Below are 16,457 nucleotides of genomic sequence, written 5' to 3'. Positions count from 1 at the left end.
TCGTCAAGCCGGGCGACGGATCGCCCGGTTCTCTCCTTGCAGGTTCCGTGTTAAACTCCATTCCGATTTTATGTAAGATCTCTGGTTGAGGTATTTCTGAACGGACCGGCACAGCTCTCTCTGCCACTTTATCTCCCTGACGATGAAACTTTCGCGAGTTTCTGGCCGGGTGATAACCCCTCTTTACTGGCTGCACTGCAAAACGTGCTGCGCCAGGAACACAGCGGATACATCTATATCTGGTCACGCGAAGGCGCGGGGCGCAGCCACCTGCTGCATGCGGCCTGTGCCGAGCTTTCGGCGCGCGGCGATGCGGTCGGCTACGTGCCTCTGGATAAACGTACCTGGTTTGTGCCTGAAGTGCTTGAGGGCATGGAACATCTTTCCCTGGTCTGCATCGATAATATTGAATGCGTGGCGGGGGATGAGCCGTGGGAAATGGCAATCTTTAACCTCTATAACCGCATTCTGGAGTCGGGCAAAACCCGGCTGCTGATCACCGGCGATCGTCCACCGCGTCAGCTTAATCTTGGGCTGCCGGATCTGGCGTCTCGTCTGGACTGGGGACAAATCTACAAGCTGCAACCGCTGTCGGATGAGGACAAACTCCAGGCGCTCCAGCTGCGGGCAAGACTGCGCGGCTTCGAACTGCCGGAAGACGTGGGCCGTTTCCTGCTGAAGCGGCTGGATCGCGAGATGCGCACGCTCTTTGATACGCTCGATCAGCTCGATCGCGCGTCCATTACCGCCCAGCGCAAGCTGACCATTCCGTTTGTGAAAGATATTCTTAAGCTGTAGTTTTGCCGGGTGGCGGCGACGCCTTACCCGGCCTAAGGCTTTGATTTTTTTGCCCGGTGGCGGCTACGCCTTACCGGGCCTACGAAAACCGCTCTCCTTGTAGGCCGGGTAAGGCGCAGCCGTCACCCGGCTAAAGATCCCCCACCAAGTGCTCCACCAGCAGCGGAATCGGCCTTCCCGACGCCACGCTCCTGCCGTTCTCCCGCCATAGCGCCGTTCCGCTGATATCCAGATGCGCCCACGGGATCGTCGGCGGGCAGAAGTGGTGCAGCAGCCATGCCGCCGACGCGCTGATCGCCGCATTGTTGGTCGGCGTGTTGCACAGATCGGCGATGGCGCTGTCGGTCTGCTTTTTCAGCCGTGCGTCCAGCGGCAGGGACCACACTTCGTCGCCGCTCTGCTTACCCGCCTGCGTCAGCGCGGCGCGCAGCGATTCATCCTGCGTCATTAATCCGCTCAGCTCATACCCCAGCGCTTTCACCACCGCGCCCGTTAACGTTGCCATATCAATGATATAGCGGGCCTGCGGGTGCCGCTGGCTGGCCCAGGCGATGGCGTCTGCCAGCACCAGCCGGCCCTCTGCATCGGTATTATTAATCTCAACGGTGGTGCCGTTGCAGGCCGTTGCCACCGTGCCGGGCTGCATCGCCTCCGGGCCGATGGCGTTTTCCGCCAGCGCCAGCACGCCCATGATGCGTACGGGCAATTTCAGCTCCGCAACGGCCAGCATCAGCCCGAGCACGTTAGCCGCGCCGCACATGTCATATTTCATGGTGTACATGCCCGCGCCTTCCTTCAGCCACAGGCCGCCGGTGTCAAAGGTAATGCCTTTACCGACATAGCAGCGTACCGGGCCGTCAGAGACACCGTTATAGTGGACAGCGAGCAGACGCGGCGGGCAGGCCGCCCCTTTGCCAACCGCGTGCAGCAGCCCAAGACCCTGCTCAACAATAGCCTTTTCGTTCAGCACCTCGCAGCGCAGGGCAGGGTAGTCGGCACACAGTTTTTGCGCCTCTTCGACCATAAACTGTGGCGTACAGCGGTCAGACGGTATATCCGCCAGCCGCCGCGCCGCGACCATTCCGAGGGCAATAGCCTGCTGCTGGCGGAAGAACGTCTCCAGCTTCGCCCGCTGTTCCGGCAGACAGAGGGCGGTGATGCACGTAAGACGCACCGCGTCGTCCGTTTTCTTGAGCTTCAGATCGCTCAGCCTGTGCGCCTGATTAAAGAGAAATCGCAGCACCTGCGCCAGCACCACCTCGTCGATATCCGTCACGTCCAGCACGATATCGGCGCTGGCGGGGGCGGCAAGCAGCGGCCGCAGGGCGGTGAGCAGCCCTTCGGTCAGGGCGTCATGCCAGAGCGCATCCGGCAGCAGGGTGATGCGGGCAAACGGCGCGCAGCCAAAGCGCGTATCCGCAACGGTGCTCTGCTGGCGCATTTCATCGACAAGCGCGCTTTCCGGTAAAAGAGAACTGGCCGAGCGCGCAATCAAATGGCTGTTCGGCTTCGCGTCCGCAAGCGCGCTGATAAACTGATACGTAATCATCATGACTCCTCAATGGGCGCGCGGATCCGCGCGGCATAGGCCTGCATCCACGCCTCGTCTACCGCGTGATAATGTGTTTTCTCCCGCAGGCGCTCGGTACGAAAAACCGTGAGGGGCTGACGGGCCGTCGCCACCACAAACGAGAAGGTTTTGATGTTGGTTGCGGCGCCAAACTCGCCTCTGTTGTTCATGCACACCACGGAGAGATCGCCCGCGCGGCCAAAGCGCGACATCAGCCTGTCTTCCAGTTCAAAGACGACCGAATCCGCCGCCTGCTGCGGCGTCATGCCCTGAGCCATCCGGCGAACGATTTCGTAGCTGGTGCAGCCTTTCATCAGATCTTCACCGACGCCCGTGGCGGTGGCCGCCCCGGTTTCGCTGTCGCAGTAAAAGCCGGAGCCGATAATCGGCGAGTCACCGAGGCGACCGCGTTTTTTCATGAACAGGCCGCTGGTGGAGGTGGCAACGCTCATTGAGCCCTGTTTATCGAGACCGATAACGCCGACGGTGTCGTGCCCGTCGTAGGGGCTTAACCCCTTATCCAGCGTCTCCCGGCAGCGCTTACGGTAGTGCTGCATGGCGCGATCCGTGAGCATGGTTTTGTCGGTAAAGCCCTGGCTCAGTGCCCACTCGCGCGCGCCCTGGCCGACCAGCAGGCTGTTGTAGCGCTGACGGCTGAGCGCGTACGCCACGCGCACCGGGTTGGCGATATCCACCAGATTCCCCACCGCGCCGAACGCCAGCGTGTCGCCGTCCATATACGCCGCGTCCAGCTCCACCTCACCGTTTTCGGTAGGCAGCCCGCCGTAGCCGACGGATTTATACAGCGGGAAGTCCTCCACGGCCGCGACGGCATCAACCACCGCCGCAGCGACCGGTTTTCCCGCCGCCAGGGCAGACGCAGACTCCGTTACCCCTTCAAGCGCCATTCGCCAGGTTGCGATAATTCCCCACATGCTTTACTCCTGTTTTGCAAGGGTGGTGTCGGTTTGCGTCACCGGGGTCAGTTCCGCGGCGCGGTACTGTTTATCCACGATACGCATGAAAGGCAGGTACAGCATGGCGCCAATCAGCAGGTTGATCAGCTGCATCACGCTGCCGCTCAGGTGGCCGGTGACGATAAAACCGCTGATAACCGGCGGCAGCGTCCAGGGGATAAACACCCCGGTGGTGACGGCGACCGCGCCAATTTTCATCGCCACATACTGCACGGTGACCAGCACCAACGGCACCAGGTTGAACGGGATAAGCATGATCGGGTTCATGATCACCGGCAGGCCAAACAGGATCGGCTCGTTGATGTTAAACACCGATGCCCCTGCGCCGAGGCGCGCCACTTCACGCATGTTTTTACTGCGGGCGAAAATCAGCATCGCAATCACCAGCGACAGCGTTGCGCCCGCGCCGCCCATCCAGATCATGTCGAAAAACTGTTCCGTGATAATGTGCGGCGGCGTCGTCCCCGCCTGGATCGCGGCGATATTATCGGTCTGGTTCTCCATCCACAGCGGGCGAATAATGCCGTTGATCATCGAACCGGAGTTAATGCCCACTGACCACAGAATTGTGATGCTGAATACCGTCATCAGCGCACCGAAATAGGAGGTGCCGTAGTGGCGCACCGGGGTAGCAACCACTTCATAAATAAACTGGTGGATGGTGCTGTAATGGGTGTTTTCGAAGATGATGCGGATGATAAGCACCAGAATCATCACCAGCAGGGCCGGGATCAGCGCCGCGAACGACTCCTGTACCGCCGGGGGCACGCCGTCCGGCATTTTGATGACCAGCTTTTTGCGCTTCAGCCAGCAGAACAGTTCCGTCCACAGCAGGGAACCGATCATCGCCACGAACAGCCCTTTGCTGCCGATCCACTCCACCGGCATCACGGTAATACCGCCGTTTTCCGCCACTTTGATAAAAGGCGTCAGGATCAGAAACGCGACCAGCGCCAGGATGCCGCAGGAGATGCGGTCCTCGCCGTAGTGTTCCGCCAGACGGTAGGCCACCAGGAAGCTGATAAACAGCGACATGGTCGAGAACACCGCGTTGAAGGGGATCTCAATAATCGCGCTCCAGCTGTCACCAAAGGCCTGAGACATAAACTGCTGATAGGCCTGGTTAGGGAAAGAGGAGATCACCAGCAGGATGGAGCCGACGATGATAAACGGCATGAATGAAACGTAGGCCCCACGAATGGCCCCAAGATGGCGCTGCTGGGCTGTTTTCGCCGCCAGCGGCATCAGTTTTGCTTCAAGAAATCCCAGAACATTGTTCATTGTGAACTCCGTACAAGATTGAGGGGTGTGGTTTATGTTATGTCTGTGGATTATCAGTGAAGCGCGGCGCGCGAAAGGTGAAATCGGTCACAAAGCATTCGCTGCTGCATAATAAATCTCATAAGATTAGTTGCGGAGAGAGACGCGATGGAAATCAAACTGCATGCCAACGCCACGACCACGCCGCGTATCCGTCGCTACCTTCAGCAGTCCGATAAAAGCGACAGAGAGCTGGCCACTGAGCTGGGGATCTCGGTCACCACCGTCAGGCGCTGGCGCAACCGTGACCAGGTATCGGATAACCACACTACGCCCAAAGTGATACACAAAGCGTTGAGACAGGAACAGGCGTCACTGATAAATGCCCTGCGGGATATCACCGGTGCGCCGCTGGATGAGTTGCTGCTGTTGGTGAATGACGGGCTCGGGATCGCCGTTTCCCGCGCGACCCTGAACCGCTACCTCAAGCCGGCTTCGGTAAAACAAAAGGGGGCATTGTTGCAGGGCAAGAAGGCGCTGAAGGCCGGCATCATGCCGCAGAAACTACTCCTGCATCATCAGCCGCTGTCGCTGCATATGGACGACGGTGGCGAGCAACACCTGCTCTGGGCGCGTGAACCCGTCAGCGGCTGGTGCTACGCCCGGCTTTATGCCGGCGTTTCCCCGCAGTTGTTAACCCACTGGGCGAATGAGGTGCTGGAAGCGTGTCCGGCAGATATTCAATCTGTTGAGACTTTTGGACTGGCGGTGACGCTGCCGGTGCACAGCGTTAGCGTGAAAGCGCATCCGCAGCAAATCCGCGCCGTACTGGTGGCGCTGCCGTTACGCGACATCATTCCGCGGGTGAACAGTGAACCGATGGGAGAGCTGTTGATTCAACTGTGTGATTTTTACAACCGGGGGAAAGCGCAGAAAAAGCTGGGAGAGCGTACGCCGCAGGCGTTTCTGGAAGCGCTGCGGCGTAACGATTAGACGATCTCGAGCACGTTTTCCGGCGGACGACCGATACGCGCCTTGCCGTTCGCCACCACAATCGGACGCTCAATCAGCTTTGGATTCTCGACCATTGCCTGGATCAGCCGCTCTTCAGTGAGATGTGTATCGTTCAGATTGAGCGACTTATACAGATCTTCTTTCTGACGCATCAGCTCGCGCGCGCTGCCCATATCGAGCATCTTAAGCAGCTGACGGATCGTCTGCCCGTCCGGCGGCGTCTCCAGATACAGCACCACTTCCGGTTCGATGCCGTTAGACTTCAGCAGGCTGAGGGTATCGCGGCTCTTAGAGCAGCGAGGGTTATGGTAAATTTTTACCGCGTCTGTCATGACTTCTCCTTTATTACATCTTCTCGTACGGCTTAAAGCGTTGTTGCAGGCCGCGCAACTGGTCGATCCGCGCGTCGTAGCGGGCCTGTTGCAGGCTGCCGAGTTTCACCTGTGAACTGGCGCTGCTCAACAGGGAAATGGCCTGATCGAGGCGGCCCGCCAGCGCCAGACCTTCCGCACGCGCGGCCAGCTCCTGATCGCGGTTACCCAGTTGCCCCTGCGCCTGGGCGAGCAGCTCCCAGCCGTTCTGGTCATCTTTATTGTTAAAGGTGTAGCGGTTCAGAATGGTCACCGCCTCACCGGGCTGTCCACCCTGTAAATAAGCGTTCGCCAGGTTAAGCTGCAATACCGGATTGTTACGAAGATCTTTCGCCCCCTTCAGGCGATTAATCGCATCGGTCGCTTTTTTCTGTCCCAGATCGATATCGGTGGCGAGGTCGAGATACCACGGGTTATTAGGGGCCGCCGCCAGAAGCGGCTGTAGCGCTTTACGCGCTTCATCGTATTTGCTGGCCTCCATAGCCTGGAGCGCCTGACCATACTGCGCCGCGTTTTTCTCGCGCACGTTGCCTTTCGCCAGCGCGTCCAGCAGATCGCTGGTGAGCTGATTACGTCCGGAGTTGTACATGCCAAGCGTTCTCACTTTTGCCATGTAGAAATCCTGCGAAGACTGCACGACCACCGGACGCATCTGGTTGGCACGGTTACGCGCATCCGAGAGGCGGCTTTCCGGCAGCGGGTGGGTCAACAGAATTTCAGGGGGACGCGACGAGTAGCGTGCCTGGTCGAGCAGTTTTTCCAGGAAGCTCGGCATGGCCTGCGGGTCAAAGCCTGCACGCTGTAAAACCTGAATGCCGATGCGGTCTGCCTCTTGCTCGTTCTGCTGGGTAAAGCTGATCATCCCCTGACGCGTTCCCGCCAGCGTCCCGGTGAGGGCCGCCATCCCGGCCTGCGGGCTGGCCATCGCCAGCAGAATAGAGCCCAGCGCGCCCACCCAGGTCAGCGGGGCGTTACGCTTCTGGTCTTCCATCGCACGCGCCAGATGGCGCTGGGTAACGTGCGAAATTTCGTGCGCCATGACTGACGCCAGCTGGCTTTCGTTATCGGAATAACGGAATAACGCCGAATGCAGCACCACGTTCCCGCCAAAGAAGGCGAAGGCGTTGATTTCGTCGTTATTGATTAAGAAGAAGTGGAAGGGCGTTTTTACCGAGTCCGCGTGCGCCACCAGCCGCATCCCCAGTCCGTTGATGTACTGGACCAGCAAAGGGTCGTTGATCAGCGGAGCACTGCCGCGCAGCTGGCGTACGTAATAATCCCCCATTTGCATCTCCTGCCCGATGGAGAGCGTGCTTCCTGCCGTGGTGCCCATGTCCGGCAATGAATCGGACGAGTCAGCGAAAGCGGGCAACACCTGGCCGACCGTCACGGCGGCAATCAGTGTCGCAACCAGTGTTTTTTTCAACTGCCTGAACATAACCACTGTCCTGTATGTTGGATGTGCTAATTTGACCGATGAACCCGCATAACGTTCATCTCCGCTGCCCTGCGAGTGTAGCCGTGTTAAGAGATGAAGAAAATCCCATTCATCAGGGTTTTGCGAAACCTGACATTGGAACAAAAAGGAAAGTCTTTTTTGTGACAGTTAGATACAATTCACCGTCTCACTCCCGCCATTCGATTCAGGGAAGGGTTGTATGCTCGAAATGTTAATGCAGTGGTATCGGCGTCGGTTTAGCGATCCGGAAGCCATTGCTTTACTGGTTATTCTGGTTGCCGGATTCGGTATCCTGTTCTTCTTTAGCGGCCTGCTGGCTCCGCTGCTGGTGGCGATCGTGCTGGCGTATCTGCTGGAGTGGCCCACCGCGCGTCTGGAACATATCGGCTGTTCCCGCCGCTGGGCGACCAGCATCGTGCTGGTGCTGTTTGTCGGTATACTGCTGCTGATGTCCTTCGTGGTCATGCCCATCGCCTGGCAGCAGGGGATCTACCTGATCCGCGATATGCCCGGCATGCTGAATAAACTGTCTGATTTTGCCGCCACGCTGCCGCGCCGCTATCCCGCGCTGATGGACGCCGGGATCATCGATGCGATGGCCGAAAACATGCGCGCCCGCATCATGACCATGGGCGATTCGGTGGTGAAGTACTCGCTGGCCTCGCTGGTGGGGCTGCTGACCCTGGCCGTCTATCTGGTCCTCGTGCCGCTGATGGTGTTTTTCCTGGTCAAAGATAAAGAGCAGATGCTGAACGCGGTACGCCGCGTTCTGCCGCGCAATCGCGGCCTGGCCGGGCAGGTCTGGCAGGAGATGAACCAGCAGATCACCAACTACATTCGCGGCAAGGTGCTGGAGATGATCGTGGTGGGCGTGGCGACCTGGGTTGGCTTTGTGATCTTTGGGTTGAATTATTCGCTGCTGCTGGCGGTGCTGGTTGGATTCTCGGTTCTGATCCCGTATATCGGCGCGTTTGTGGTGACCATTCCGGTCGTCGGCGTCGCGCTGTTCCAGTTTGGTCTGGGCACGGAGTTCTGGAGCTGCTTCGCGGTATACCTGATCATTCAGGGGCTGGACGGTAACCTGCTGGTGCCGGTGCTGTTCTCAGAAGCTGTTAACCTGCATCCGCTGGTGATTATTCTGTCAGTGGTGATTTTCGGCGGGCTGTGGGGTTTCTGGGGCGTGTTCTTTGCCATACCGCTGGCGACGCTGATTAAAGCCGTGGTCCACGCATGGCCGGATGTGCCGGCGGTGGAAGATAAGTAGTTTTGCCGGGTGGCGCTGCGCTTACCCGGCCTACTTATTCTTGTAGGTCGGGTAAGGCGAAGCCGCCACCCGACACTCACTTTCAGGCACTTTCTTTCAGCCAGTTCAACACCACGTCGTGGTGATTACTGGTTTTGAAGTCGTCAAACACGTGCTCAATTTTACCGTCAGCGCCAATCAGGAAGCTGATGCGGTGGATCCCGTCGTAGGTTTTGCCCATAAAGGACTTCTCACCCCAGACGCCAAACTGCTCGCAAACCTGGTGGTCTTCATCGGAAAGCAGCGTGAAGTTCAGCAGCTCTTTTTCCGCAAAGCGTGACAGCTTTTCTGGCTTATCGGTGCTGATGCCCAGCACTTCCACACCGACTTTCTTCAACTCATCCATGTTATCGCGTAAACCGCAGGCCTGTACGGTACAGCCCGGCGTCATGGCTTTCGGGTAGAAATAGACCAGAACACGCTGTCCCTGGAAGTCGGTCAAATTTACTTGCTCGCCGTCTTGATCCGGTAAGCTAAATTTCGGTGCGATATCACCGGCTTTCAGTGGGTTCATTACTCAACTCCATCCTGTTCGTGCTGCGAATAATCGACGACGCTTATACTGCCTTGCGCGTGTAATTCTGTACAGAGGGCTTTGAATGCTTGCTCGATATTTGACGCATCCTGCGAGGCAGGGCTGTGGGCGGTAATTTGAATAAACAGCGTCGGGATGGCGTTCTCATCACCCGGCTGTGTGCGGGAAACCAGTTCGGCAATGTTCATCTGATGGCTGTCAAACAGCGCCGTAAAACGCTCAATCAGATGAGGTGAATCAGGCACTTCAACCTGTACCCAGACCGTGGCAGGCAGAGCCGGACGCGGGCGCGCGGTAGTGCGCTTCATCACAATCAGTAAATCCAGCTCTGCGCCCTTCAGCGGCAGGGTAGATTCAATGAGGGTAATGGCATTCCATGTTCCGGAAAGCAGCATAATGAACGTGAACTCTTCACCCAGCATAGCCAGCCGGCTGTCTTCGATATTGCAGCCGCAGCTGCTCACGTGGCGAGTGATGGTATTCACGATACCCGGCCTGTCAGCACCCAGCGCAGTGATAACCAGGTAATGTTGTGATGAGGTTGTCAAACCTGTTCTTCCTTTGCGTGGTTAAGTCTTCCTAAGGAAAGCATAAAAAAAACATGCATACAACCGCCTGAGAGCCTCAGGTCGCTTGCTTTTATTACAGTTCCAAACGTAACATTGAGGCTCTTGTTCGCACAGAGGATGGCTCATGTTCACGGGAAGTATTGTCGCGCTTGTTACACCGATGGATGAAAAAGGTAATGTCTGCCGGTCAAGCATGAAGAAGCTCATTGATTACCATGTCGCCAATGGAACCTCGGCGATCGTTTCGGTAGGGACTACCGGTGAATCCGCAACGCTGAGCCACGACGAGCACGGCGACGTTGTGATGCTGACCCTTGAGCTGGCTGACGGGCGTATTCCGGTCATCGCGGGTACGGGCGCAAACGCAACGGCTGAGGCCATTAGCCTGACCCAGCGTTTTAACGACAGCGGCGTTGTTGGCTGTCTGACGGTCACGCCTTACTACAACCGTCCTACTCAGGAAGGTTTGTTCCAGCATTTCAAAGCCATCGCCGAACATACTGACTTGCCACAAATTCTGTATAATGTGCCGTCTCGTACCGGTTGCGATATGCTGCCGGAAACCGTTGGCCGTCTCTCGAAAGTAAAAAATATTATCGGGATTAAAGAGGCGACAGGGAACTTAAGCCGCGTTCATCAGATCAAAGAGCTGGTTTCAGACGACTTTATCCTGTTGAGCGGTGACGATGCGACCGCGCTGGACTTTATGCAGCTCGGTGGAAATGGCGTGATTTCCGTGACGGCGAACGTTGCGGCGCGCGATATGGCTGACATGTGCAAGCTGGCCGCAGCCGGTCACTTTGATGAAGCTCGCGTGATTAATCAGCGTCTGATGCCGTTGCACAATAAATTATTTGTCGAACCCAATCCGATCCCAGTGAAATGGGCATGTAAGGAGTTGGGGCTTGTAGCAACCGACACGCTGCGTCTGCCAATGACACCTATTACCGACCACGGTCGTGAAATTGTCTCTGGCGCGCTGAAGCATGCCGGTCTGCTGTAAAGTTTAGGGAGATTTGATGGCTTATTCAGTACAGAAGTCGCGCCTGGCGAAGGTTGCGGGTGTTTCGCTTGTTATGCTCCTCGCTGCCTGTAGTTCAGACTCGCGCTACAAGCGCCAGGTGAGCGGTGATGAATCCTATCTGGATTCGCCGCCGCTTGCTGAACTTCACGCGCCTGCCGGCATGATCCTGCCGATCCAGAACGGTGATTATAATATTCCGGTCACGAACGGTAGCGGTCTGGTGGGTAAAGCGCTCGATATTCGTCCGCCGGCTCAGCCTCTGGCGCTGGTGAGTGGCGCGCGTACTCAGTTTACCGGTGATACGGCCTCTCTGCTGGTGGAAAGCGCACGCGGCACCACGCTGTGGCCGCAGGTGGTGAGCGTAATTCAGTCGAAAAATTACACGATTGATAAACGCGACGACGCCAGTCAGACCTTAACCACCGACTGGATTGAGTGGAACCGTCTCGATGAAGATCAGCAGTATCGCGGTCGTTATCAAGTCTCCGTTAAGCCGCAGGGTTATCAGCAGGCGGTTACCGTTAAGCTGTTAAATCTTGAGCAGGCGGGCAAACCGATTGCCGATCCGGCTGCCTTGCAGCGCTACAGCACCGAAATGCTGAACGTGATTGCAGCGGGTCTGGATAAGAATGCCACCGATGCCGCTAACGCCGCGCAGAACCGTAACGGTTCAACGTTTGACGTGCAGAGCGGTGCCGACGATACCGGTCTGCCAATGCTGGTGGTGCGTGCGCCGTTTAACCAGACCTGGCAGCGTTTGCCAGCTGCGCTTGAAAAAGTGGGCATGAAGGTGACCGACAGCACCCGTTCAACGGGCAGCATCGCAGCGACTTATAAGCCGCTGTCCGATAGCGCCTGGCAGGAACTGGGGGCAAGCGATCCGCAGCTGCCTTCCGGTGACTACAAAATCCAGGTCGGCGACCTCGATAACCGCAGCAGCCTGCAATTTATCGATCCGAAAGGACACACGCTGACCCAGTCGCAAAACGATGCGCTGGTCGCTGCCTTCCAGGCCGCATTCAGCAAATAATAGCGAGGGCTGGATAATCCAGCCCTTTTTATTTTCGTGCCACGCAAACGTGTGCGTGGCATAATATGCCCAGTTTTGAATACAAATCATCACACCAGGAGTAATGAAGATGCAGAAGCAAGCTGAGTTGTATCGTGGCAAAGCGAAAACCGTATACAGCACGGAAAACCCGGATCTGTTGGTGCTCGAGTTCCGCAATGATACGTCAGCAGGAGACGGTGCGCGCATTGAGCAGTTCGATCGTAAAGGCATGGTGAACAACAAGTTCAACCACTTCATTATGACCAAGCTGGCCGAAGCCGGTATCCCGACTCAGATGGAAGCGTTACTGTCCGATACGGAATGTCTGGTAAAAAAACTGGATATGGTGCCGGTTGAGTGCGTTATCCGTAACCGTGCCGCAGGCTCCCTGGTGAAGCGTCTGGGCATTGAAGAGGGTATCGAACTGAATCCACCGCTGTTCGATCTGTTCCTGAAAAACGATGCCATGCACGACCCGATGGTCAATGAATCCTACTGCGAAACCTTCGGCTGGGTAAGCAAAGAGAACCTGGCGCGCATGCAGGAACTGACCTACAAAGCCAACGACGTGCTGAAAAAGCTGTTTGATGACGCGGGCCTGATCCTGGTCGATTTCAAGCTGGAGTTCGGTCTGTACAAAGGCGAAGTGGTGCTGGGCGACGAATTCTCTCCGGACGGCAGCCGTCTGTGGGACAAAGAGACGCTGGATAAAATGGACAAAGACCGTTTCCGCCAGAGCCTGGGTGGGGTGGTCGAAGCGTACGAAGCGGTTGCTCACCGTTTAGGCGTTAAGCTCGACTAATACGCGCATTTGCCAAAGGATGTTTGCATCCTTTGGCGTCTTATCCTTGTTTACTATGGTAATCCTTTCATTAACCGCCTACGATCATAGCTATTATAAATGGAATAGTTCGAGGTGTTTATGCGCTGGCAAGGGCGTCGTGAAAGTGACAACGTAGAAGACAGACGCAGCAGTGGTGGCGGTGGTCCGTCTATGGGCGGGCCAGGTTTCCGGTTACCCAGCGGCAAGGGCGGTATTATTCTGCTGGTCGTGGTGCTGGTGGCGGGCTACTACGGCGTCGATCTGACCGGTTTAATGACCGGTGAAACCGGGCAACAGCAGCAGTATTCGCAGCGCTCCATCAGCCCGAATGAAGATGAAGCGGCGAAATTTACTTCCGTTATTCTCGCGACGACCGAAGATACCTGGGGTCAGCAGTTCGAGAAAATGGGGCGGACCTATCAGCCGCCAAAACTGGTGATGTACCGGGGCGCAACCCGCACAGGCTGCGGCACCGGGCAGTCCGTGATGGGGCCGTTCTACTGCCCGGCGGACAGCACCGTCTATATCGATCTCTCCTTCTATGACGACATGAAAAGCAAGCTGGGCGCCGACGGCGATTTTGCCCAGGGCTACGTGATCGCGCATGAAGTCGGCCACCACGTGCAGAAGCTCCTCGGCATTGAGCCTAAGGTGCGTCAGATGCAGCAGAATGCGTCTCAGGCGGAGGTGAATCACCTTTCCGTGCGCATGGAGCTTCAGGCGGACTGTTTCGCTGGCGTCTGGGGACACAGCATGCAGCAGCAGGGTGTGCTGGAAACAGGCGATCTGGAAGAGGCCCTGAATGCCGCCCAGGCGATTGGGGACGATCGCTTGCAGCAGCAGAGCCAGGGGCGCGTTGTGCCGGACAGCTTTACCCACGGCACCTCCGAACAGCGCTACAGCTGGTTTAAGCGTGGCTTCGACAGCGGCAACCCGTCACAGTGTGATACCTTCGGCAAAGCAATGTGATGCTGGGGTTTGAAGCGCTGGTTAGTCAGCTTCAGCGTACCGGGCACCGCCGGCTGGTGGTGCTCAGCGGCGATGAAGCGTGGACGTTGAGCCAGGCGACTACCCTGCGCGACACGTTACCGGGAGACTGGCTGTGGCTGGAGGAGAACCCGTCTAAGTCCCTCAGCGGCCTGCTGGGACGTGAATACCTGCACGCCGTTTTTGACGCGCGAGACGGTTTTGACGTCTCGGCCTTCGCCGCTCTCAGCGGGACGCTGCGCGCCGGGAGCCTTCTGGTGCTGCTGGTGCCGCCATTCGCCGTCTGGGCCGACAGGCCCGACAGGGATTCTCTGCGCTGGAGCGACAGCGCAGAGCCGATCGCCACTCCGCATTTTGTTCACCATTTTTGCCGGACGCTTGCCGCCGATTCGGACGCTATCGTCTGGCAGCAGCACCATTCCCTGCGCCTTCCCGTTGCGCCAGATGTCCCCGCCTGGCAGCCCGCCAGCGGTGAACCGCAGCGCGAGCAGGCTGAGATCCTCGACGCCCTTCTTACGATGCCTGCGGGCGTGGCCGCCGTTACGGCACCGCGCGGGCGCGGAAAGTCAGCGCTGGCAGGCATGTTGCTCAACGGCATACGCGGGAATGCGGTGGTAACGGCACCGGCAAAAGGGGCAACGGACGTCATCGCGCGTTTCGCTGGCGAACATTTTCACTTTATGGCCCCGGATGCATTGCTGGCCTCCCCGTTGCAGGCCGACTGGCTGATTGTCGATGAGGCGGCCGCTGTTCCCGGCCCGCTGCTCGAGAAGCTGGTGTCGCGATTTCCGCGCGTGCTGTTGACCACAACGGTACAGGGCTATGAAGGAACGGGCAGGGGATTTCTGCTTAAATTCTGCGCCCGGTTCAGCGGGCTGCGGCGTTATACCTTATCAACGCCCGTTCGCTGGGCTGCCGGATGTCCGCTTGAGCGGATTGTGGCAAACGCGCTGCTGTTTGACGATGCGCTTATCGACCGCAAACCGGCAGGCGAAGTATGTTTAAGGTCGCTGGAGCCACGCGCGTGGGAGAGCGATCCGGCGCGCGTGGCAAGCGTATACGAACTGCTGTGCGCCGCGCACTACCGCACCTCACCCCTCGATTTACGCCGGATGATGGACGCCCCCGGCCAGCACTTTGCCGTTGCGCACGCAGGCGCGGACATCGCGGGCGCGCTCTGGCTGGTGGAGGAGGGGGGATTATCCCCTGAACTGAGCCGCGCGGTATGGGCGGGCTTTCGTCGGCCGCGTGGAAATCTGGTGGCGCAGTCGCTGGCGGCGCACGGCGGCTCGCCCCTCGCGGCGACGCTTCAGGGCCGACGCGTCAGCCGCATTGCGGTTCATCCCCATCGCCAGCGGGAAGGCATCGGCCAGCGGCTGATCCGCAGCGCCAGCGGAGAAGATTATCTCTCGGTCAGCTTCGGCTTTACCGACGAGCTGTGGCGCTTCTGGCAGCGGTGCGGTTTTGTGCTGGTGCGAATGGGCAGCCATCGGGAGGCGAGCAGCGGGTGCTATACGGCGATGGCGCTGCTGCCGCTAAGCGAGGCGGGGCATCAGCTCTGCGAGCAGGCACATCAACGTTTATGTCGTGATATACGCGTCCTGTCGGCCTGGAACGGCGAAAAGATCCCGGTGACGGATGCGTGGGAAGCTACCCTTAATAGTGACGACTGGCTGGAGCTGGCGGGATTTGCCTTTGCGCACCGGGCGTTTTCGACCTCGGTAGCGGCGCTGACCCGGTTGTTGTCAGCCGTGGAGATGCCGCTTCCAGCGCTGCGCGGAAAAATGGAAGGGCATACACACGACGTAGGACGGAAAGCGTTGCTGGCAAAATTACGCGAAGAAACCGCACAAGCGCTTGAAAGGCTTGATTATCCCCGCAGCCAGCAGCTGAAAGCCGACATTTTGCAATGGCAATTTTTTCAATGACTTCTTCAGTAAAGTGGCATGGTCATTACCCCGCAGAGGCGTAAAATCCTGCTTATCAATTAAGGAGATCGCCATGAAACATGACCATTTTGTTGTGCAAAGCCCGGACACACCGGTTAAACAGTTACTGCTTCTGTTTCATGGCGTGGGCGACAATGCCGTCAACATGGGACAGATAGGCAGCTGGTTTGCACCCGTTTTCCCGCAGGCGCTGATCGTCAGCATCGGTGGCGTGGAGCCGTGCGGTCCGAACGGACGGCAGTGGTTCTCCGTTGAGGGCGTGACGGAAGAGAGCCGTCAGGCGCGCGTTGATGCCGCCATGCCTGCGTTTATCGACACCGTACGCTACTGGCAGCAGCAGAGCGGCGTGGGTGCCGACGCGACGGCGCTGATTGGCTTTTCGCAGGGGTCGATCATGTCCCTTGAGAGCGTAAAAGCGCAGCCGGGGCTGGCGTCCCGCGTGATTGCCTTTAACGGCCGCTTCGCGACGCTGCCGCAAAGCGCGACGACGCAGACCACGATCCATCTGATCCACGGGAGTGAAGACCGGGTGATTGAGCTTTCGCATGCGGTTGCAGCCCAGGACGCGCTGATGCGTGAAGGCGGGGATGTGACGCTGGATATCGTGGACGATCTGGGGCATGCCATTGACGATCGCAGCATGCAGTTTGCGCTCGATCATCTGCGCTATACCGTACCGAAGCACTACTTTGATGAAGCGCTCAGCGGCGGTAAGCCGAATGATGATGATATTGTAGAGTTTATGTGAGTTGCCCCTCACCCCCAGC

Annotated in this window: 16 protein-coding genes; 9 read left to right on the top strand and 7 right to left on the bottom strand. The window is 58.0% G+C overall.

From position 1 onward, the window contains the following. The first annotated feature begins 96 nt into the window (after positions 1–96). Positions 97–798, top strand: coding sequence for a DnaA inactivator Hda (locus INF58_RS15895; RefSeq protein ID WP_211482948.1), 702 nt, complete (start codon positions 97–99; stop codon positions 796–798). A gap of 130 nt (positions 799–928) precedes the next feature. Here INF58_RS15895 and INF58_RS15890 read toward each other — a convergent pair whose 3' ends face one another. The 3 genes from INF58_RS15890 to celB are packed head-to-tail and all read right to left on the bottom strand — an operon-like array spanning position 929 to position 4,626. Continuing rightward, the gene (locus INF58_RS15890; protein WP_193528115.1) at positions 929–2,347 is read right to left on the bottom strand and encodes a M17 family metallopeptidase; all 1,419 of its coding nucleotides are present in this window, start codon (positions 2,345–2,347) and stop codon (positions 929–931) included. Continuing rightward, positions 2,347–3,303 (bottom strand): N(4)-(beta-N-acetylglucosaminyl)-L-asparaginase, encoded by a 957-nt coding sequence (locus INF58_RS15885; RefSeq protein ID WP_193528069.1) that lies wholly within the window; start codon positions 3,301–3,303, stop codon positions 2,347–2,349. The genes INF58_RS15890 and INF58_RS15885 overlap by 1 nt, the downstream gene beginning before the upstream one ends. Before the next feature lie 3 nt (positions 3,304–3,306). Further along, on the bottom strand, positions 3,307–4,626 hold the full coding sequence (celB, locus tag INF58_RS15880) for a PTS cellobiose transporter subunit IIC (RefSeq protein WP_193033530.1): 1,320 nt from the start codon (positions 4,624–4,626) through the stop codon (positions 3,307–3,309). A 147-nt stretch (positions 4,627–4,773) separates the two neighbouring features. Here celB and INF58_RS15875 point away from each other — a divergent pair, with 147 nt between their 5' ends. Continuing rightward, positions 4,774–5,598, top strand: coding sequence for a helix-turn-helix domain-containing protein (locus INF58_RS15875; RefSeq protein WP_193528068.1), 825 nt, complete (start codon positions 4,774–4,776; stop codon positions 5,596–5,598). On the opposite strand, the gene arsC is transcribed toward INF58_RS15875, so the two are convergent. Both arsC and bepA read right to left on the bottom strand, forming a co-directional pair. Continuing rightward, on the bottom strand, positions 5,595–5,951 hold the full coding sequence (gene arsC / locus INF58_RS15870; protein ID WP_193528067.1) for an arsenate reductase (glutaredoxin): 357 nt from the start codon (positions 5,949–5,951) through the stop codon (positions 5,595–5,597). The genes INF58_RS15875 and arsC overlap by 4 nt on opposite strands. A gap of 13 nt (positions 5,952–5,964) precedes the next feature. After that, on the bottom strand, positions 5,965–7,428 hold the full coding sequence (gene bepA / locus INF58_RS15865; protein WP_131636499.1) for a beta-barrel assembly-enhancing protease: 1,464 nt from the start codon (positions 7,426–7,428) through the stop codon (positions 5,965–5,967). Between the two features lie 220 nt (positions 7,429–7,648). Here bepA and INF58_RS15860 point away from each other — a divergent pair, with 220 nt between their 5' ends. Further along, entirely contained in the window at positions 7,649–8,713 is a 1,065-nt protein-coding gene (locus tag INF58_RS15860) for an AI-2E family transporter (RefSeq protein WP_193528066.1), read from the top strand. A gap of 82 nt (positions 8,714–8,795) precedes the next feature. On the opposite strand, the gene bcp is transcribed toward INF58_RS15860, so the two are convergent. Continuing rightward, the gene (gene bcp, locus INF58_RS15855; RefSeq protein WP_193528065.1) at positions 8,796–9,266 is read right to left on the bottom strand and encodes a thioredoxin-dependent thiol peroxidase; all 471 of its coding nucleotides are present in this window, start codon (positions 9,264–9,266) and stop codon (positions 8,796–8,798) included. Further along, entirely contained in the window at positions 9,266–9,835 is a 570-nt protein-coding gene (locus INF58_RS15850) for a glycine cleavage system transcriptional repressor (RefSeq protein WP_000213743.1), read from the bottom strand. The genes bcp and INF58_RS15850 overlap by 1 nt, the downstream gene beginning before the upstream one ends. A 145-nt stretch (positions 9,836–9,980) precedes the next feature. Between INF58_RS15850 and dapA the strand changes: the two genes are divergently transcribed. The 6 genes from dapA to ypfH all read left to right on the top strand — a co-directional run bounded on the left by dapA (position 9,981) and on the right by ypfH (position 16,438). Further along, complete coding sequence (dapA, locus tag INF58_RS15845) at positions 9,981–10,859, top strand: 4-hydroxy-tetrahydrodipicolinate synthase (RefSeq protein ID WP_063868057.1); 879 nt, start codon at positions 9,981–9,983, stop codon at positions 10,857–10,859. 16 nt (positions 10,860–10,875) lie between these two features. Further along, entirely contained in the window at positions 10,876–11,910 is a 1,035-nt protein-coding gene (bamC, locus tag INF58_RS15840) for an outer membrane protein assembly factor BamC (RefSeq protein WP_193528064.1), read from the top strand. 109 nt (positions 11,911–12,019) lie between these two features. Next, positions 12,020–12,733 carry a phosphoribosylaminoimidazolesuccinocarboxamide synthase gene (purC, locus tag INF58_RS15835; protein WP_001171626.1) on the top strand — a complete coding sequence of 238 codons (714 nt, stop codon included), beginning with the start codon at positions 12,020–12,022 and terminating at the stop codon, positions 12,731–12,733. A gap of 120 nt (positions 12,734–12,853) precedes the next feature. Continuing rightward, complete coding sequence (locus INF58_RS15830) at positions 12,854–13,723, top strand: neutral zinc metallopeptidase (RefSeq protein WP_063450479.1); 870 nt, start codon at positions 12,854–12,856, stop codon at positions 13,721–13,723. After that, a complete protein-coding gene (locus INF58_RS15825) occupies positions 13,723–15,669 on the top strand; it encodes a tRNA(Met) cytidine acetyltransferase TmcA (RefSeq protein WP_193528063.1) in 1,947 nt (648 codons plus the stop codon). Before INF58_RS15830 ends, INF58_RS15825 begins: the two co-directional genes overlap by 1 nt. Positions 15,670–15,742: 73 nt before the next feature. Beyond that, on the top strand, positions 15,743–16,438 hold the full coding sequence (gene ypfH / locus INF58_RS15820; protein WP_193528062.1) for an esterase: 696 nt from the start codon (positions 15,743–15,745) through the stop codon (positions 16,436–16,438). The last annotated feature ends 19 nt before the right edge of the window (positions 16,439–16,457 follow it).

It is taken from the genome of Enterobacter cloacae complex sp. P24RS (assembly GCF_014982165.1).
GTDB lineage: Bacteria > Pseudomonadota > Gammaproteobacteria > Enterobacterales > Enterobacteriaceae > Enterobacter > Enterobacter quasihormaechei.
This window is presented reverse-complemented; position numbering and strand designations above follow the sequence as displayed.